Genomic DNA, 18,193 nt, shown 5'->3' with positions numbered 1-18,193 from the left:
GGGTATGCTTGGGCTTGGAATAAAAAGAAAACTAAAAATTTTTGTTAAAGTAAATTGGATAAAGACCTTGTATTTTAATTTTAAAATGTTTCCTTTTAATATTGCCAAGAAACTTCCTGTATTTTTTTATGGAAGTGTTAAGTTTTCAAACCTTAGTGGAGAAGTTATAATTGATGCTCCTGTAAGATTAGGTATGTTTGGTTTTGGTCAACAGTTTGAGGTTTTTACACGAAGTAAAAAAACATCTGAAATAAACTTGTCTGGGATACTAAAAATAAAAGGAAATGTACATATTGGTAAAGATTGTTTTTTATACATTGCCAAAGAAGCTTATTGTGAGTTCGGACATATGACTTGTTTAGGGTATAATGTCAAGATATTATGTACCGATAAAATTATTTTAGGTAAATGGGCAAGGGTAGCTTATGAATCACAAATTTCTGACTCAAATTTTCACGACACTTATAATACTTTAACTAAAGAAAGATATAGTAAGAGTGGCTCAATTGTAATTGGAAATTACAATTGGGTAGCCAATAGAAGTACTATTATGAAATCAACTGTAACTCCAGATTATTGCATTATTGCATCAAATAGTTTGTTAAGTAAGGACTATTCAAAGTTGGGAAATTATATTTTGATAGGAGGTGTTCCTGCTAAATTAATTAAAGAACATGTTTCTAGAGATTGGGAAGGGGAAAAAGCCACTTTAGAAAAAAATCTGATTATAAGGATTTAAATTATGATTGATTTTCTAAAGATAATAGATATACCAAAAGTAAAAGATGTTAGAGGTAATCTAGGTGTAGTTGAGTTAGATACAATTCCTTTTGAAATAAAAAGGGTTTATTACTTATTCGATGTGCCGAGTTCTGCCTCTAGAGGGGGGCATGCGCACAAGGAACAGGAGGAACTTTTAATTGCTGTTAGTGGTAGTTTTGATGTAATTGTTGATGATGGTAATGTGAAACAAAAAATTACACTTAATAAACCCGATAAAGGATTAATGATTTCTACTGGAATATGGAGGGAATTGGAAAATTTTTCTTCGGGATCTGTTTGTTTGGTAATTGCTTCTGGTGTTTTTGATGAAGAAGATTATATTAGGGATTATAATGAATTTTTAAAATTAAAATCTTAAGATAGCCAACAGTCAATATATTGTTGTGCAACTTTTTTATAGTCGTGATACTCTAAAATATAGGCTCTAGAATTTTTGCTTATTTCTTCAATTTTCTTAGGGTTTTCTATTAAGTAAATTAAATCGTTTACAATTTTATCAACATTAGGTATGGTATGAATGCCTATTGTTTTATTAATGTTATAATATTCTGTGAACTGCTTGCTTATACCTGTAAATACTACCTTTCCTTGTGCCATAGCTTCAAGTGCATTGTAGCCTTGGTCATAGGCATAAACCTGATCTAGAAGAATGTGGCATTTGTTATAAAGTTTTATGTATTCTTTATAAGGAATACTTGTAACTTCTGTGATAATTACACGGTCTTTATACTTGTTTTGTATGTGTTTTAAAGCTTCGCAAAAATAATCATTCCCCTTTTTATAAAAATTAACTCTATTAATACCGTGGAAGATGTGAATTTTATCTTTTACTTTTAAAGGATTGTACTTGATAGCATCGGTGTTTATAGGAAACGGAATGAGTGGTTTAGCAATAGATAAATCCTTATATGCCATTTCATAATCCATATCCGCAGGTATAAAGCCATTACTGTGCTTAACGACATAATCATGTAGTTTTTTATGGGATTTACTTAAATAGTTTAGGCTAAATTTAAAGTGCTTTTTTAATTTAGGGTTTTTTATGTACGGAGTTAATATATGATGAGGTAATGAGGTGTTTAATAAATAATTCAAGTAAATAACATCATCTCCACATGCAGAAATAAAAACTTTATTGTTGTGTTTAAAAATGCTTTTTAAGAGGAATCTATCAAAAAAAGGAGTTGACTTAATAGGATATTCATTTATGAACTGAACAACATCAAAGTTTTTGAGTTTTTTTTTGTTCTTTAAAAATAAGAATACTATTTCGTAAATAGATATATCAAATTTACATACTCTGTATATAATCCCTCTAATGTATCTTAATGGTTTTTTTACTGTGACAACAGGATCAAAAGATATATCAACAGGGTATGATTTAAAGCCATCGTTTCTACCAGCAATAACTACTTTATGACCTAAACTTTCAATACCTTTTTTTAAGGAGTTATGAAAGTTACTATATTCACCTAGTAAAAGAATTTTCATAAGTTAATTTGTTGGGGGTAATTTAGTAGATTTATACTATGGTACAAAATTTTAGAAGAAAAGTATGTCTAATAGTCGATTGTTTAAGTGGTGGTGGAGCGGAACGTATTGCAGCTTTATTATCAATTAAATTAACAGACTTAAATTATGATGTTTCTATTATAAGTATTAGGAATGAAATATCTTACGAATTTAATGGGATACTTTATAATTTAGGAATTAATGAGCCTAAATTTAAAATATTAAAGCAGGTTAGTAAATTTTTCGATTTCAAGAAAGTCTATAAAGATATCAATGCAGATGTTTATATTGATTTTAGGATGAGAAATAGGGTTCTTATGGAATGGTTATTTCATGTATTTGTATTTGATGTAAAAAAAATGATTATGGCTATTCATAGTTATAATATTTTTTATCATATGCCAAAGCATAAGTTTTTTTATAAAGAATATAACAGTTCGGTTGCTATTGTAGGGGTTTCTAAGCATATATGTAAGTGTTTAGAGCAGGTTTATGAGTTTAAGAATTTAGTCAATATCTCAAATTTTTATAGTAGAGATATTTTGAATATGAAATATTCTGATGGGTATGTTGATATTGACAAAGAGTTTGTTTTAGCTGTTGGTAGGCTAGATAATGAAATTAAACAATTTGATAAACTTATTTTAGCTTATAAGAACTCTATTCTTATAAATAAGAGCATTTCATTAATAATCATAGGAGAGGGGAAAGATAGGCCAGTTTTAGAAAACTTAATTTTAAGAAATAATTTAGAAGATTATGTTAAGTTATTAGGTTTTAAGGATAACGTCTATTCATATATGAAGGCAGCTAAGTTTTTATTGTTGAGTAGCAAAGTAGAAGGTTTCCCAAATGTTATATTGGAGTCTCTTGTATTTGGAACACCGGTAATATCTTTCAATTGTAAATCTGGTCCATCAGAAATGATTCAAAATGGTGTTAACGGAATTTTAGTTGAAGACCAAAATTTTGAAGCTTTTACTCAGGCTATGAATAAGATGATATCCGATAAAGGATATTATGAAAATTGTAAATCAAATACTCTAAGTTCTGTAAAAAAGTTTTCTGAAAAGAATGTTATGGATAAGTGGATAAATCTAATTGAATCCTAGTTTGTTGAAACTCTTATTCTATACTTTAATAAAGACATTTTTAAATTTCGTATTAATTTTACTAAAAAATAGGGACTATTCAGCATCAACTTTTGTTTGAGGGTTAAATGATTAGGGTTTATTTTTTTTATGTAAAATTTTTTTAATGACTTGTTTCTTTCCTCTATGCACTTGATTACATATTTATATAATTGAATTGATATATACCTTTGAATAGAATTATTGTTTTTATGTAAAGTTTTATAAAATTCAAAATCTGGTAGTTTTTTATTAGATATGTATGAATTAGACATTCTATTAGCTACATCAAAATTCACATATGCTAAAGGTGAATAAAAAATAGCAACTTTATATTTGGGGCAGTATTTTAAATAGAAATCAACATCTTCATGGTAGGTTAAATCTTCATTATATGGAGACGTTGGGAAAGCTTTTTTTAATAAAGCTATGGTACTCTGACAAGGGATGAACTGCTTTGTGTTATAAATGAAAAAATCATTAATTATAAATGAGGATTCCTTTAAACTATTACTAATGTTAACATTTATATTTAAGTTTTTTTTTGAATAAGTTTCATAATAGCTAGTCCCATATATTTGAGCCTTTGGGAATTCATTGTACAAATTCTTAATAGATTTTAAAAAATCTACATGCCAATAGTCGTCGGCATCTAAAAATGTGACAATTGTACCTCTAGCCATATTAAAACCTTTATTCCTTGACGCAGAAAGGCCTTTGTTTTTTTGATTGATTATAGTTAAATTTTGAGCTTTGATAGTTTTTACTATTTCAAGACTATTATCTGTTGAACCATCATTTACGATAATAAGCTCAAAATCAGTGAAAGTTTGTTTTAAAACACTATTAATAGTTTCTTTAATATAAAGTGCTTTGTTAAATAATGGTATGACGACAGAAAAAAATGGCATTAGTTGTTTTTATTAAACGAAATCATCTTTAGTTGTTCAAATGAATTTTTTTTGCTATAATCTTGGCTGCCTTAAGGTCGTTGTCAGTTATAAATCCATCTATTAAATGATTATAAAAAAGTTCTTGTAAAAAAATGTTTAGGTATTTTTTGTTAGGTATAAAATTAAGAGCTTCTTTTAAAATAGCTTTTAAAAACTTGTTTTTTGTATATGGCAAACATATTTTCTCCTTTTTGTAGTAAGAGTTGCCTAAGACTATTAATGGTTTTTGGTTGATTAGGGCATCAATACCCACCGTTGAGTTATTAACAATAACAACATTTGCCTTTTTAATAGTGTCTTGAAGACTACTTTCATGTTCTATATAAATATGATGCTTTTTTACAAATTGGTATAATTTTTTTTCATATTTTCCCATGTAAACAGGGTGTTCTCGTATTACAAGTTTTGAACTTCTAGGTAGGTTAAAAAAAACCTCTTTTACAATATCATAATGCCTTTTAAAATACGGACTATGGTAAATCATATTAACATCTTCGGGGACTTGAAGAACAAGTAAATAAACGTTAGAATTTATTTTTTTTTCTGAATCTACTTTCCGCTGCTTGAACTGTTTAAAAATTCTGGGATATGTGTCAGTATATCTTAAGTCTGGTGGATAAAGGATAGTCTTTTCAAAAAAGAAACTTATAAGCCAATCAAATCCTCGGTATAAAAAAGATCTTCTATATGGTCTTGGTTTAGGCTTTTTAATTAACGTCTTTATTAATTCATCATTATCTTGCTCAAATGCAGTAGATGTATTTATAATATAATCAGAAATTGAATGATTGGCATTAACGCCTTTTGAATCAAAAAAAGTAGTGTTGTAAGGCCCTTGTTCAATATAATATACCTTAACATGAAACAATAACGCTAGTTTTTTTGTAACTTCAAAAACTAATCTGGAGTCTCCTATAAGCAGAATGATATCTGGTTTAAACGTTTCAAATTTTTTATATAAAATGTCTATGTAAGAAACACATTGTAATAATAAAGAAGTTCTTGAAATGTTTTTGTTAAGATTTGTATGATAATTAATTAAAGTATCTAAAGTAATATTCTTATAGCTATTCTTACTTATAGCGGTAAGGAATTTTTTTTTATGAAGTAATACATTAAGCCAAGCTTTGAACGTGATAATAGATGACTTGTGTTTTCTTAAACAAGAATAAAAATAACCACTAAAAAAAAGACTTATAATATAGAACCTTGCATTTGGACGCTTTTCTTTAAGTTCTTTTTTTATACCAATAAAAAATCTCGAAAACTTATCAAAATAACCTATGCAGAGTACGTTCATTACACTTTATAATTTTGTTGTCATCCCTTCCTTTGCACCACCTCGTACACTTGATTATCATCACATTTCAATGTCTTACTGGGGTATTTTAAAAGTAAAGCATAATCATGAGTGGCCATTAAAATGGTGTTACCATTTTTGTTGATTTCTTGAAGAACTTCCATGACTTCAACACTGGTCTGTGGGTCTAAATTTCCAGTAGGCTCATCCGCAAGAATTAACTCGGGGTTATTCAGTAAAGCTCTAGCAATAGCCACTCGTTGTTGTTCACCACCAGAAAGCTCATGAGGAAATTTAAAACCTTTGGTTTTCATACCAACCTTGTTTAAAACCTCTTCAATGCGAGTATTCATTTTTTCTTTATCCTTCCAGCCCGTTGCCTTTAAAACAAACAACAAGTTATCGTTGATAGTTCTATCAATAAGCAATTTAAAATCTTGAAAAACTACGCCTAGTTTACGTCTTAAAAATGGGATATCTTTTTCTTTTAAACCATGTAATTTAAAATCAACAATCTGTCCCTCACCTTCAGTTAATGGCAAATCGGCATAAAGCGTTTTCATAAAACTACTCTTACCAGTGCCTGTTTTTCCAATTAAATACACAAACTCTCCTTTATTGATTTCAATATTTACGTTTGAGAGTACCAAACTTTCACCTTGATAAATAGCGGCGTTTTTTAATTGTAAAATTGGGTTTGACATAAGATTTGCAAAGCAGTTTTATGTTGGTAAATGTATTGTTAAAAATTTCAAATCACAAATTACAAAATCCAAATCTGTCAAATAATAATATCACAACAATTTTAGATTTAATAGGTTGGTTTATAATTATGGCACGATTATTTCGTTATAGGTTCTAAAATTCTTCAAGATTTTTAAATCTTGATTTCATTTGAATTTGTCATTCCTGCGAAGTCAGGAATCTAAACCTTATGTTTATCTTTGATTTCAAATTAAATAACGAATAGTTATAATGACTAAAAATAGTTTTATTTTCCTTTCTCTGGCTATCTGTTTCAGTTTTTCCCTTTTAGCCCAACAATCGGCAGCCTATACCAGTAATATGGTTGACTATCAAAAAGCCCTTTCGCTTTATAATAATAACCAGTTTTTAGCAGCTCAATCTTTATTTGGAAGTGTAAAAAAAACAACAAAAGAAGAAATTCTGGAATCTGACTGTGCTTACTATATAGCTAATTGTGCGGTGCGGTTAAATCAGCTCAATGCAGACCAATTGGTTGAAGATTTTGTAAAAGAGTATCCTACCAGTACAAAGCGCAATACGGCTTATGTAGACGTAGCCGATTACTATTTTGAAAATTCAAAATATGCCTATGCCAGAAAGTGGTATAATAAAGTTGATGAAAATGCTTTGGCTAGGAAAGAAAAAGAAAAGTTTTATTTCAACAATGGGTATTCGGCATTTTCAACCAAGCAATACCGAGATGCTAAAAAGTACTTGTCTAAGGTAGAAACGTCTCAAGAATATGGTTCGCAAGCCAAATATTATATTGGTTTTATGGCGTATGAAGGTGATGATTATAACCAAGCCAATGCATATTTTGAACAGGTAAATGATCAGGAGCGATACAAAGAAAAATTGTCTTACTATCAGGCCGATTTAAACTTTAAACTCGGAAACTTTCAGAAGGCTATTGAACTGGCAAAAGAAAGGTTGCCTGAAAGCAATGATGAGGAAGTCTCGGAATTATCAAAAATAATTGGTGAGAGTTATTTTAATTTAGAAGAATATGCAGCCGCAATCCCTTATTTAACTGCCTATAAAGGGAAAAAAGGTAAACGTGAAAAAACTGCTAAATGGAATAATACTGATTTTTATCAATTAGGGTATGCCCATTATAAACAAGGTGACTATGAAAAGGCTATTTCAGAATTTAATAAGATTATTGACGGAAATAATGGTATAGCACAAAATGCTTATTATCATTTAGGGGAGAGTTACATTAAACTCGATAAAAAACAGGAAGCCTTGAATGCCTTTAGGTATGCTTCTGAAATGAATTTCGATGAGAAAATACAAGAAGATGCGTGGTTAAATTATGCAAAGATTAGTTATGAAATTGGTAACCCATACCAGCCAGCACCTCAAGTTTTAGATGGTTATTTAGAGAAATACCCCAAAACCCCTTATAAAGAAGAAATAGAAACCTTATTAATTGATTCCTATATCACTTCAAAAAACTATAAAGAAGCCCTTAAGTTATTAGAAGGCAAAAACAGTTTTGAAAATAAGGTCGCTTACCAAAAAGTAGCTTTTTACAGAGGTATAGAACTGTATAATGAAAACCAGTATTTAGAGGCCGAGTCGCTTTTTGATGCTTCTTTAAAAGAACCAAGAGACGATAAATTTACCGCCAGAGCAACCTTTTGGAAAGCAGAATCTGATTATAATTTGTCGGATTATGAAGATGCCTTGGTTGGGTTTAAGGAATTTCAGTTAATAGGTTCAAACACGCCTGAAACAGAGAATTTAGATTATAATCTTGCCTACACCTATTTTAAATTAAAGAATTATCCAAAAGCCACTGAACATTTCAATAACTTTATTTCTAACAAAAAAGATGATAAGGTAAGATTGAATGATGCCTATTTACGTATGGGAGATACCCATTTTGTAACTAGTAACTATAGTGCAGCTGTAAGTGCCTATAACAATGCCATAAAAATTGGGGCTATGGATGCAGACTATCCCGCATTTCAAAAAGCTATTAGCATTGGCTATTTGGGGCAATCGTCAAAAAAAATAAAGGAACTGGAGCAATTTATCTTAGATTACCAGACGTCAAAACTTCGTGACGATGCTATGTATGAATTAGGTAATTCTTACGTAAAAGCTAATGAAACGGATAAAGCCATAAAAATATATGACCGATTGAACTCTGAATATAAAATGAGTTCATTTGTTCCAAAGTCTTTATTACGCCAAGGGTTGGTTTTTTATAACCAAAATGAAAACGAACGAGCGCTTAATAAATTTAAAACAGTTGCAAACGATTACCCAAAAACACCCGAAGCTGTTCAGGCGGTTTCTACAGCTAAATTAATTTATATTGACTTAGGTCGTGTTGATGACTATGCCAATTGGGTAAAGACACTAGATTACGTTGAAGTAACCGATTCTGAATTAGACAACGCTACTTACACTGCTGCCGAAAAACAATATTTAGATGGTAATACAGACAGAGCTATTAAGCAATTTAATGGCTATGTAAACGAATTTCCCAACGGATTACACCTACTACAAGCCCATTTTTATTTAGGACAGTTGTACTATAAAAAAGATTTGGTGGCAAATGCAGCACCTCATTATACGTTTATTGTGGAGGCGTCTCAAAATGAATATACAGAGGAAGCATTATCTAGATTGTCCCAATATTATTTAGAAGAAAAAAATTGGAATCAAGCTATTCCACTATTAAAACGTTTAGAAGTAGAAGCTAATTTCCCTCAAAATGTGGTTTTTGCACAATCTAATTTAATGAAAGCTAATTATCAGTTAGAAAATTATGACGAAGCCGTTTCATATGCAGAGAAAGTACTGGCAAGTTCAAAAATTGACAATAAAATAAAGAGTGATGCATATGTTATTATGGCACGCTCTGCTATTAAAACAGATGATGAGGTTAAAGCTAAAAAAGCGTATGCAAATGTTGAAAAAGTTGCAACCGGTGAAACGGCTGCTGAAGCACTTTTTTACAACGCCTACTTTAAAAGCAAAGATGCTAAGTACGAAGCTTCAAACATAGTTATCCAAAAACTAGCTAAAGATTATTCAGGTTTTAAATATTACAGTGCCAAAGGTTTGGTAGTAATGGCTAAGAATTTTTATGCTTTAGATGACGCGTTTCAAGCCACCTATATTTTAGAAAGTGTTATTGAAAATTTTGCTGAGTTTGAAGATGTAATTGATGAAGCTAAAGAAGAACTAAGCAAAATTAAAACGGAAGAAGCTAAAACAAATTCATCTATTCAACCTGAGTAAACCAATAAACAGTATGCAGCTTTCAATTTGCAGTTTGCAACCAACAGTAGTTAGTCAATCATATGTCATGCTGAGCGCAGTCAAAGCATCTCAATCGTCAATCATTAACCTGCCCTGAACCTAGTCGAAGGGTCATAATCGTAAATCAAAATTATGCGAAAGCACATCAAACATATATTAAGCATTGTCACCATTTTAAGTGTAACATTGGTCTTTTCTCAAAACAGGCAAAAAGACACCATTGATACCGGCGTTATTGATGTTGTTAAACCATATACGCCATCAATTTCAGATGCTTTTAAAGTAAAAGAAATACCTTCATTAGATGATGAAACAACCCAAAATAAAAAGGAAGTAAAATATAATATTTTTTCATTTCCTGTAGCCTCTACTTTTACTCCAGCCAAAGGAAAAGCCGCTGCTGTAGAAAAAGCAAAACCCATCAAGCTTTATGATAATTATGCAACTTTAGGTGTTGGTACTTATACAACTATTTTAGGTGAAGTTTACTTAAATCATGCTATTAACAGAAACGAGAGTGTTGGTGGTTATGTAAGTCATAATTCTTCACAAGGTGGGATTGACGGCGTTTCTTTTGATGATAATTTTTCCATTTCAAAAATTAATTTAAACTACGCTAGCAGGTTACGAGATTTATCATGGAAAGTTGATGCTGGGTTTAAACACCAAATGTATAATTGGTACGGAGTGCCCAATTCTTTTGTTGATACAGCTATTGCTGATGCAATTGATGAAGAGCACAGTTTTTACGATGCTCATTTTGGAGGTGATATCACATTTGAAGATACCTATATAAATTCGGGAAGTTTCTTTTTCAGACGTTTTGGAGACAACCAAGGTTCTGGTGAAAATAGGTTTTTGGTAAATACCAAAATGGATATACCTATTAATGACGAAGAGATTTCAACCACTTTTAATTTTGATTATTTAAAGGGAACTTTTGACAGAAGTTATGAAGTAGATGAAGAACTTCTATACGGAAATTTTATAGTAAGTGCTTCACCAACTTATGAGATGAAACAAGATGATTTAACCGTGAATGTTGGTATTACAGCTGCATATTCTAGAGATTCAGAAACTAAAGAAAGTAAATTTTATATCTACCCCAATGTGACGGCTACTTATAGATTAGTAAGTGATATACTTATTGCCTACGGTGGTATTGAAGGCGGACTCATCCAAAATTCATATTTTGATTTTGCCTCAGAAAATCCGTTTGTATCGCCAACCTTGAATGTTATGCCCACGGACGAACAATACAACGCGTATATTGGTTTAAAAGGTAAGTTGTCTAGTAATATGAGTTATAATATTAGCGGACTTTATAAAGCAGATAGAAACAAAGCTCTGTTTAGGAACAATGATATTACATTGATGTCAGACCAAGCTTATTCCTATGGGAATTCCTTTGGAATTGTCTATGACAATGTAGATACGTTTGGTGTTGCTGGTGAAATTAATTTAGATGTAAACCGAAACTTTAAATTAGGCATTAAGGCCGAATATTTTAGCTACTCTACCGATGACGAAGCCGAAGCTTGGAACCTACCTGATTTTAAAGGGTCTTTATTCATGGATTATCAAATTGATGAACACTGGTTTACTGGCGCCAATTTATTTTATGTAGGCGAAAGAAAAGACCAATTCTTTTTAAATGATGGCATTACAGTAGCGTCTCCGTTTACGGTGGTATTGGATAGTTATTTTGATGCCAATGCGCATTTAGGATATCATGTTAATGAAAAGATTTCGGTATTTGCCAAAGCTAATAACATAGCGAATAACGCTTACCAACGCTGGCAAAATTTCCCGGTACAAAGTATTCAGTTTTTAGCAGGAGCTACTTTTAAGTTTGATTTTTGATACATAGTGTCATCCTGAACTGTCAGACTGAGCGTAGTCGAAGTCTTGTTTCAGGATCTCATTTTTGACATTCCCGCGAAGGCGGGAATCTCATCGTTTGAACCGTCACTCTGAACTTACTTGTTCTAAACTTTTTAAGGAAGGTCGCATGTTTGTGTGCCAGGATTTTTCGAAGGAAACTCAGATGTAAGCAAACATGCATTATTTTTAGATTTAGGAATAAACTTATACATTATTTTTATAAAATGTTGTCTGTAGTTATTTTTAGTTCAGCGATTCCATATATCTAATTGGAAATATTTGCCTTATTTCTTGCCATTTTATTATGTCCTCTTGCTCGTTTGAGTTTAGTAATTCCGTTAAACTTTTGTTGAATTTCGACATAGAGAAGTCATTACGGACTTCATTGTAAGCTAAATAAAATTTGTTTCTAATTTTTTGATACTTTTCATAGTTTAATTCTTTGTGATATTTAACAAGGATAGTGATATTTTTGTGAGTATTAACCTTTCCAGAATATTGAAAACTCTTCTCAGTTGTCATTGGCATTTTTTCGTCAGTTGGGTTTGGTGTTATATATTTTTTGAATTCAGATATTATTAGGCTGTCTGGAATAAAATTGTCCTCAATTGTCGTTTCACCATTTTTATCAACATAAATTAAAACGATATTTCTTTGTTTGATTATTAATTGTTCGGATTTATCTCTGATATTTCTCATATAATTGTCAAATCCGTATTCCAAATCAATAACCTTATAGTCAGCCTCTAACTCTAATAAAGAGTCTAAATCTTTCTTACAAGAAGTTGAAACTAATATTAAAGTCAGAAGAAATATTTTTAGTGAAATTTTTGTCATAATTACAGGTAACGTATAGATAGACTTGCGTTTTAATTGAGTTTAAGGATTGTTAAACGAAGTTAGTAGAAGTTTATTACAAAATCAAATTAAGTGTAAGGTCTTATTTATTTAACCGCGCCAAATAATCAAAATGTTCCCCTTCCATAATCAATTCGCATTGCAGTCCAACCGTTTCACAAGCCAGTTTTAAAGTGTTAAAATCTAAATACAACCATGTCATGGGCACTTCTTTTTCACCTTTATAACTAATAAAATAATCTATTTCCCCGTAGTATTCTGCATTGGTATCCATCCAAATTCCGCCATCGTCATCTTCGTACATGTATTGAATATCAGAAGAATCGATTAAAATGTGTCCGTTTGGTTTCAACAGACTTTTCAAGTGTTTTAAATACTTGGCAACCAGATTTAATTTTTGGAAGATGCCGGTACCATTCATTAGTAAAAGAATAGTGTCATAAGTTTCGGTTTCATCTAGAATATTTAAAACCTCGGCATTTTTAACACCCCTAAGCTTAGCCACTTCAATAGCGCCTTTAGATATATCAATAGCTTTTACCGTTAAGCCTTTTTTTTGTAAATAAAGACTATGACTTCCAGAGCCGCAACCAACATCAAGAACTTCTCCTTTGGCAAGTTCCAAGGCCTTTTGCTCCAATTTTGGCATGTCAGGATAATTTCTAAACAAATAGGGAAGTGGTAAAACATCATCATTAGAAATACTTGTTGAGGTGATGATGTCTTCGGTATAATCTCTGTTTTGATAATCTAGTAAAGCCTTACCAAAAATGTCTCGCATATTTTTTTTGTCATTCCCGCGAAGGCGGGAATCAATATTGGTCACGTTGGGCGCAGTCGAAACATCTTAATAATTATTAAGATTCTTCACTTCGTTCAGAATGACAGGTTTGTTTATTTTTGCGCTATGCAAGACATTATAAAAAATCTTCCAAAGCAGGCCAAAGATAAACATAACGAGAACAAAAAGTTCTTTCAGAAGCTTAAAAAGAAGCCGCCAAAAAATCTAGATTATATCATGCAGGAATTGCATGAAAACGAATTTAAACAAACAGATTGTCTAGAATGTGCCAATTGTTGTAAAACAACAGGGCCACTTTTTACCGATAAAGACATTGGGCGTATCGCAAAATTCTTTAGAATAAAACCACAGCAGTTCATTGAGCAATATTTAAGAATTGATGAAGAAAACGATTATGTGTTACAGAGTGTTCCTTGTACATTTTTAGGTGCCGATAATTACTGTTCAATTTATGAGGTGCGTCCAAAAGCATGTAGGGAATTTCCACATACCGATAGAAAAAAGTTTCATCAAATCTCTAATCTTACCTTAAAAAATGTAACCATTTGTCCGGCGGCATTTAACATTGTAGAGGAAATGAAAAAACGAATTAAATAATTATATTTAGTACATAAATTATTTTGATTGGACCACATTCTGAATTATTTCGAAACCATTCCACCTCCACATAGAGCAATGCTTATTATTGGGGGGGCTTACCATTTTTTGGATTATAGAAGGAGCTATTCCTTTATTTAAGTTTAAGTACAACAAATGGAGGCACGCCATTCCTAATCTGTTTTTTAATCTCACATTGATGTTGGTTAATTTGCCTTTAGCATTTTTACTTTTAAAGACATCAGATTGGGTTAGGGATAATAATTTTGGAATTATTAATTGGCTTCCAGAAATACCATTATGGTTATATGCTTTTCTAGGTGTTTTGTTTTTAGACTTTTTTGGAGCCTATCTTCCACATTTAATAGAGCACAAGGTAAAGCCGCTTTGGATGGTGCACTTAGTACATCATACCGATCATAAAGTGGACACAACAACTGCAAACAGACATCATCCTATTGAGAGTGTTATTCGGTTTTTTTTCACACTTATGGGTGTATTTTTAGTTGGAACGCCCATTGGAATTGTGTTTTTCTATCAAACACTTTCTGTAATAGCAACACAATTTAGTCATGCCAATATAAAGTTGCCCAAACATGTTGATAAAGCAATCAGTTATGTGTTGGTGTCTCCAGATATGCACAAAGTTCACCATCATTACAGGTTACCTTATACCGATTCTAACTATGGAAATATTTTTTCGATTTGGGATAGGCTTTTAGGAACTTATATGGAGTTGGATACAGAAAAACTGATTTACGGTGTGGATGTATTTCCGGATGAGAAAAAGAATCAGCACATTGGAGAATTGTTGAAACAACCGTTTCAGAAATACGACAAACCAACCTTGGAGATCGATGAGAATTTATAAATCAATTATTGTTACCACTTTAACTTCTTTTATGAATTGCCATTCAACCAAAACAATAGATATTCAAGGCCACCGTGGGTGCAGAGGGCTTATGCCCGAGAATACTATAGAGGCTTTTGTAAAAGCTATTGATTTGGGTGTACATACTTTAGAGTTGGATGTAGCTGTTTCAAAAGATAATGTGGTGGTGGTCTCTCATGAGCCGTTTATAAGTAGAAAATATTGTTTTGATTTGAATGGAAATAACATATCAAAAGGTTTGGATAAAGCATTCAATTTATACCAAATGACATTTGATAGCATTAAGCAGTTTGATTGTGGAAGTAAATTCTATCCCAAGTTTCCAGAACAGAAAAAAGGGAAGACTTATAAACCCTCACTAAATGATGTTATTAAGGTGTGCAAAGCAAAAAAACCAAAAATAAAATTCAATATAGAGTTAAAGGCTCGACCAGAATATGACAATATTTACACGCCAATCCCAGATGAATTTGTGAAACTAGTTTTAGAAGTTGTAAACATAAATGATGCTTTTAAAGAAACTAATCTACAAAGTTTTGACCTTAGGGTTTTAGAAGCCATTAAACAGCAATCACCTAAAATGAAAGTAGCATTATTGGTTGATGAAGATGAAGTTGTTTGGGTAAAAATGACAAAAATGTCGTATTTGCCTGAGATTATAAGTCCGTATTTCAAATTATTAGATACCAAAACGGTAAGAAATCTTAAAGCTGAAAATTTTAAAGTAATTCCTTGGACAGTCAATAAAAATGAGAATTTGCAGAGAATGAAAGACTTTGGAGTTGATGGTATTATTACCGATTATCCCGATAGGTTGATTAAACTTTTAAACTAATAAATTTTCATTCTTGTGATTTGTGTTGAACTTGTTTCAGTAAGACAGTAATCCACTTTTAATCATAAAGCAAGTACTTTTTTCTGGTCTTTTTAAAAACTTCTAAATTATCTTTCCAAGTGGTCTTAATGTCAGCCTCGCTCATACCAGATTCAATTTGCTTTTGGAGTTGATCTGTACCAGCATGTTTCGTAAAATTATCAATATTAAAGAACTTTGATTTATCTGTTGAGTTTTGATAAGCCTTGATAATCCATTTTAAGGTCATTTCGCCATCAATATCCTCACTTCTTAAATCTTCTCCATAGCATAACTCATTTTGATGTTTCGGGTATTTAGCACCAAAATTAGCAACGGGGGTGTAAGTAAAATGCATAGTTTCACTGTTTAGAAAAGGAGCGCCATACCTTTGAAACTGAAATTCTGTGCCTCTACCAGCGTTAACATTGGTGCCTTCAAATAATCCCAAACTAGGATACAATTTAATGGATTGATCATTAGGAAGGTTAGGTGAAGGTCGGATTGGTAAACTATAAGGCGTATGATGATTATAGTTTTTTAATGGAATTATGGCAATGTCACATTGTAATTCATGAGCTAGCCATTTTTCTCCGTTAATCATTTGAGCATATTCGCCAATGGTCATGCCATGAACCAATGGAATGGGGTGCATTCCTAAAAAGCTTTGGTTTTCCATTTTTAAAGTAGGACCATCAATGTAGTGTCCGTTAGGATTCGGTCTATCAAAAATTAAGACAGGGATATTTGCTTCTGCACAAGCTTCCATGACGTTATGAAGTGTTGAAATGTAAGTATAAAATCGTACGCCTACGTCTTGAATATCAAAAACGACAATATCTAAATCTTCAAGTTGCTCTTGCGTGGGTTTTCTGTTTTTTCCATGAAGGGACACAATGGGTAGATTTGTTTTGGTGTCATAGCCATCTTCTACATGCTCTCCGGCGTCTGCTTTTCCTCTAAAACCATGCTCCGGTGCAAATACTTTTTTAATAGCGATGTTTAATGTAAGTAAGGAGTCAACTAAATGGGTATATCTGTCATTGCGAGGAGCACTGAGCGACGTGGCAATCTCTTTTTTAAATATTACACTCGTTTGATTCGCCACAATACCCACTCGTTTTCCTTGTAACAAAGGTAAATAAATTTCAGTTTGATTAGCACCTTCAACAGGCAGATTGTCATTCTGAACAAAGTGAAGAATCTCGCCTTCTGTCTTCTGTCTTCTGTGTTCTACCTTCTTTATGTTTCCACAAGAAATAAGTACAATAACAAATAATAAAACTGTATTTTTGAAAATAGTAAACTTCATTAAAAAAATTGAATTACGAGTATTTTATAGCTAAACGCATTATTAGTAGTAAGTCGTATAAAAGTAGTGTTTCGGCACCAATAATAAAAATTGGTATTGCGGCAATTACTATTGGTATTGTGGTGATGATGATTGCCATTGCCACCGGTATTGGTTTACAACAAAAAATACGTGATAAAGTAGTGGCATTCAATGGTCATGTGCTTATCACAAATTATGATAGTAATAATTCAGAAGAAAGTATTACACCTATTTCTATTAATCAGGAATTTTATCCTGAGTTTAAATCGGTTGAGGGTATTGAACATATTCAAGCTGTAGCTTCCAAGTACGGTGTTATTAGAACTGATAAAGATTTTGAAGCGGCTTATTTAAAAGGTGTGGGTGCGGACTATAATTGGATGTATTTTAATGAGTTTTTAATTGAAGGGAGGTTGCCTGACTATACCCAAAAGAGGAATGAAGATGTTTTAATATCGCAATATTTAGCCAATAGATTAGAACTAAAATTGAATGAAACCTTTCAAATGGTCTTCCCAAAGAACGACCCCGAAAAATTGCCAAACATGATAACATATAACGTAGTTGGTATTTATAACTCTGGGTTTCAAGATTTTGATGCCAACTATATTATTGGTGATATTAGACACATTCAGCGTATTAATAATTGGAAAAAAGATGAGGAAGGCAACTTTATTGAAGTTGGAAATTTTGAAGTTTTCATAAGTGATTATGATGAGCTTGAACAAAAGGGTTATGAAATTTATGATAATACACCTTCGGTATTAAACACCCAGATCATCACAGACAAGTATAGTTCTATATTTGAATGGATTAAAATATTTGATACCAATATTTATGGAATCATTGGTATTATGATTTTAGTGGCAGGAATTAATATGATTACGGCGCTGCTCGTTCTCATCTTGGAACGCACCCAAATGATAGGTATTTTAAAAGCTTTGGGAAGTAATAACTGGAGTATCAGGAAAGTGTTTCTTTACAATGCTTCCTATTTAATTCTTTTGGGATTGTTTTGGGGGAATTTGTTGGGACTAGGATTACTGTTTGCGCAAAAATATTTTAAAATTTTTCCTTTAGACCCTAGTGTGTATTATGTAACCGAAGCTCCAGTTTACATCAGTGCCGGTTACATAATAGCTTTAAATATTGGTACACTGCTATTGTGTTTATTGATGCTATTAGTGCCGTCTTATATCATCACGAAGATTTCTCCCGTTAAAGCAATCCGGTTTGATTAATTCTATTGAGATTAAGAGCATTCATAAAT

Annotated in this window: 15 protein-coding genes and 1 pseudogene; 9 read left to right on the top strand and 7 right to left on the bottom strand. The window is 31.7% G+C overall.

The genetic code is table 11. The features are described 5' to 3' along the window. The first annotated feature begins 4 nt into the window (after positions 1 to 4). Positions 5 to 739, top strand: coding sequence for an acyltransferase (locus DFQ02_RS09030; protein WP_245940240.1), 735 nt, complete (start codon positions 5 to 7; stop codon positions 737 to 739). A gap of 3 nt (positions 740 to 742) precedes the next feature. Next, on the top strand, positions 743 to 1,141 hold the full coding sequence (locus tag DFQ02_RS09025; RefSeq protein WP_116524094.1) for a sugar 3,4-ketoisomerase: 399 nt from the start codon (positions 743 to 745) through the stop codon (positions 1,139 to 1,141). On the opposite strand, the gene DFQ02_RS09020 is transcribed toward DFQ02_RS09025, so the two are convergent. After that, positions 1,138 to 2,274 carry a glycosyltransferase gene (locus DFQ02_RS09020; protein WP_116524093.1) on the bottom strand — a complete coding sequence of 379 codons (1,137 nt, stop codon included), beginning with the start codon at positions 2,272 to 2,274 and terminating at the stop codon, positions 1,138 to 1,140. The genes DFQ02_RS09025 and DFQ02_RS09020 overlap by 4 nt on opposite strands. Positions 2,275 to 2,312: 38 nt before the next feature. Between DFQ02_RS09020 and DFQ02_RS09015 the strand changes: the two genes are divergently transcribed. Then, positions 2,313 to 3,407 (top strand): glycosyltransferase, encoded by a 1,095-nt coding sequence (locus DFQ02_RS09015; RefSeq protein ID WP_116524092.1) that lies wholly within the window; start codon positions 2,313 to 2,315, stop codon positions 3,405 to 3,407. Here the strand turns inward: DFQ02_RS09015 and DFQ02_RS09010 are convergent. From DFQ02_RS09010 to DFQ02_RS09000, 3 genes are read right to left on the bottom strand one after another with little or no spacing between them, the layout of a single operon-like run. Next, the gene (locus DFQ02_RS09010) at positions 3,404 to 4,336 is read right to left on the bottom strand and encodes a glycosyltransferase family 2 protein (protein WP_116524091.1); all 933 of its coding nucleotides are present in this window, start codon (positions 4,334 to 4,336) and stop codon (positions 3,404 to 3,406) included. The genes DFQ02_RS09015 and DFQ02_RS09010 overlap by 4 nt on opposite strands. A gap of 28 nt (positions 4,337 to 4,364) precedes the next feature. After that, positions 4,365 to 5,678 (bottom strand): capsular polysaccharide export protein, LipB/KpsS family, encoded by a 1,314-nt coding sequence (locus DFQ02_RS09005; RefSeq protein WP_116524090.1) that lies wholly within the window; start codon positions 5,676 to 5,678, stop codon positions 4,365 to 4,367. 20 nt (positions 5,679 to 5,698) lie between these two features. Beyond that, complete coding sequence (locus tag DFQ02_RS09000; protein WP_116524089.1) at positions 5,699 to 6,382, bottom strand: cell division ATP-binding protein FtsE; 684 nt, start codon at positions 6,380 to 6,382, stop codon at positions 5,699 to 5,701. A gap of 271 nt (positions 6,383 to 6,653) precedes the next feature. Between DFQ02_RS09000 and DFQ02_RS08995 the strand changes: the two genes are divergently transcribed. Both DFQ02_RS08995 and DFQ02_RS08990 read left to right on the top strand, forming a co-directional pair. Then, entirely contained in the window at positions 6,654 to 9,683 is a 3,030-nt protein-coding gene (locus DFQ02_RS08995) for a tetratricopeptide repeat protein (protein ID WP_116524088.1), read from the top strand. 153 nt (positions 9,684 to 9,836) lie between these two features. After that, positions 9,837 to 11,567 carry a TonB-dependent receptor gene (locus DFQ02_RS08990; RefSeq protein WP_116524087.1) on the top strand — a complete coding sequence of 577 codons (1,731 nt, stop codon included), beginning with the start codon at positions 9,837 to 9,839 and terminating at the stop codon, positions 11,565 to 11,567. Positions 11,568 to 11,831: 264 nt separating this feature from the next. Here the strand turns inward: DFQ02_RS08990 and DFQ02_RS08985 are convergent, their stop codons facing one another. After that, the gene (locus DFQ02_RS08985; protein WP_116524086.1) at positions 11,832 to 12,425 is read right to left on the bottom strand and encodes a hypothetical protein; all 594 of its coding nucleotides are present in this window, start codon (positions 12,423 to 12,425) and stop codon (positions 11,832 to 11,834) included. Between the two features lie 103 nt (positions 12,426 to 12,528). Next, positions 12,529 to 13,227, bottom strand: coding sequence for a class I SAM-dependent methyltransferase (locus DFQ02_RS08980; protein ID WP_116524085.1), 699 nt, complete (start codon positions 13,225 to 13,227; stop codon positions 12,529 to 12,531). A 126-nt stretch (positions 13,228 to 13,353) separates the two neighbouring features. Between DFQ02_RS08980 and DFQ02_RS08975 the strand changes: the two genes are divergently transcribed. The 3 genes and pseudogenes from DFQ02_RS08975 to DFQ02_RS08965 all read left to right on the top strand — a co-directional run bounded on the left by DFQ02_RS08975 (position 13,354) and on the right by DFQ02_RS08965 (position 15,572). Then, positions 13,354 to 13,845: a YkgJ family cysteine cluster protein gene (locus DFQ02_RS08975; protein ID WP_116524084.1), complete on the top strand. Its 492-nt coding sequence runs from the start codon at positions 13,354 to 13,356 to the stop codon at positions 13,843 to 13,845. A gap of 78 nt (positions 13,846 to 13,923) precedes the next feature. After that, a pseudogene (locus DFQ02_RS08970) lies at positions 13,924 to 14,716 on the top strand (sterol desaturase family protein). Then, positions 14,703 to 15,572 carry a glycerophosphodiester phosphodiesterase family protein gene (locus DFQ02_RS08965; protein ID WP_245940239.1) on the top strand — a complete coding sequence of 290 codons (870 nt, stop codon included), beginning with the start codon at positions 14,703 to 14,705 and terminating at the stop codon, positions 15,570 to 15,572. The pseudogene DFQ02_RS08970 and the gene DFQ02_RS08965 overlap by 14 nt, the downstream one beginning before the upstream one ends. Before the next feature lie 58 nt (positions 15,573 to 15,630). On the opposite strand, the gene DFQ02_RS08960 is transcribed toward DFQ02_RS08965, so the two are convergent. Beyond that, a complete protein-coding gene (locus tag DFQ02_RS08960) occupies positions 15,631 to 16,902 on the bottom strand; it encodes an exo-beta-N-acetylmuramidase NamZ family protein (RefSeq protein WP_116524083.1) in 1,272 nt (423 codons plus the stop codon). Positions 16,903 to 16,910: 8 nt separating this feature from the next. Here DFQ02_RS08960 and DFQ02_RS08955 point away from each other — a divergent pair, with 8 nt between their 5' ends. Further along, positions 16,911 to 18,164: an ABC transporter permease gene (locus DFQ02_RS08955; RefSeq protein WP_116524082.1), complete on the top strand. Its 1,254-nt coding sequence runs from the start codon at positions 16,911 to 16,913 to the stop codon at positions 18,162 to 18,164. The last annotated feature ends 29 nt before the right edge of the window (positions 18,165 to 18,193 follow it).

The sequence above is a fragment of the Seonamhaeicola aphaedonensis genome, assembly GCF_003386195.1.
GTDB lineage: Bacteria > Bacteroidota > Bacteroidia > Flavobacteriales > Flavobacteriaceae > Seonamhaeicola > Seonamhaeicola aphaedonensis.
The sequence above is the reverse complement of the archived record's forward strand: the minus strand, read 5'-3'. Positions and strand labels throughout refer to the sequence as shown.

What these genes read in the sequence shown, in the direction of transcription:
- DFQ02_RS09030 (WP_245940240.1), top strand. Translation starts at nt 5, where the DNA reads ATGCTTGGGCTTGGAATAAAAAGAAAACTAAAAATTTTTGTTAAAGTA.
- DFQ02_RS09025 (WP_116524094.1), top strand. Translation starts at nt 743, where the DNA reads ATGATTGATTTTCTAAAGATAATAGATATACCAAAAGTAAAAGATGTT.
- DFQ02_RS09020 (WP_116524093.1), bottom strand. Translation starts at nt 2,274, where the DNA reads ATGAAAATTCTTTTACTAGGTGAATATAGTAACTTTCATAACTCCTTA.
- DFQ02_RS09015 (WP_116524092.1), top strand. Translation starts at nt 2,313, where the DNA reads ATGGTACAAAATTTTAGAAGAAAAGTATGTCTAATAGTCGATTGTTTA.
- DFQ02_RS09010 (WP_116524091.1), bottom strand. Translation starts at nt 4,336, where the DNA reads ATGCCATTTTTTTCTGTCGTCATACCATTATTTAACAAAGCACTTTAT.
- DFQ02_RS09005 (WP_116524090.1), bottom strand. Translation starts at nt 5,678, where the DNA reads ATGAACGTACTCTGCATAGGTTATTTTGATAAGTTTTCGAGATTTTTT.
- DFQ02_RS09000 (WP_116524089.1), bottom strand. Translation starts at nt 6,382, where the DNA reads ATGTCAAACCCAATTTTACAATTAAAAAACGCCGCTATTTATCAAGGT.
- DFQ02_RS08995 (WP_116524088.1), top strand. Translation starts at nt 6,654, where the DNA reads ATGACTAAAAATAGTTTTATTTTCCTTTCTCTGGCTATCTGTTTCAGT.
- DFQ02_RS08990 (WP_116524087.1), top strand. Translation starts at nt 9,837, where the DNA reads ATGCGAAAGCACATCAAACATATATTAAGCATTGTCACCATTTTAAGT.
- DFQ02_RS08985 (WP_116524086.1), bottom strand. Translation starts at nt 12,425, where the DNA reads ATGACAAAAATTTCACTAAAAATATTTCTTCTGACTTTAATATTAGTT.
- DFQ02_RS08980 (WP_116524085.1), bottom strand. Translation starts at nt 13,227, where the DNA reads ATGCGAGACATTTTTGGTAAGGCTTTACTAGATTATCAAAACAGAGAT.
- DFQ02_RS08975 (WP_116524084.1), top strand. Translation starts at nt 13,354, where the DNA reads ATGCAAGACATTATAAAAAATCTTCCAAAGCAGGCCAAAGATAAACAT.
- DFQ02_RS08965 (WP_245940239.1), top strand. Translation starts at nt 14,703, where the DNA reads ATGAGAATTTATAAATCAATTATTGTTACCACTTTAACTTCTTTTATG.
- DFQ02_RS08960 (WP_116524083.1), bottom strand. Translation starts at nt 16,902, where the DNA reads ATGAAGTTTACTATTTTCAAAAATACAGTTTTATTATTTGTTATTGTA.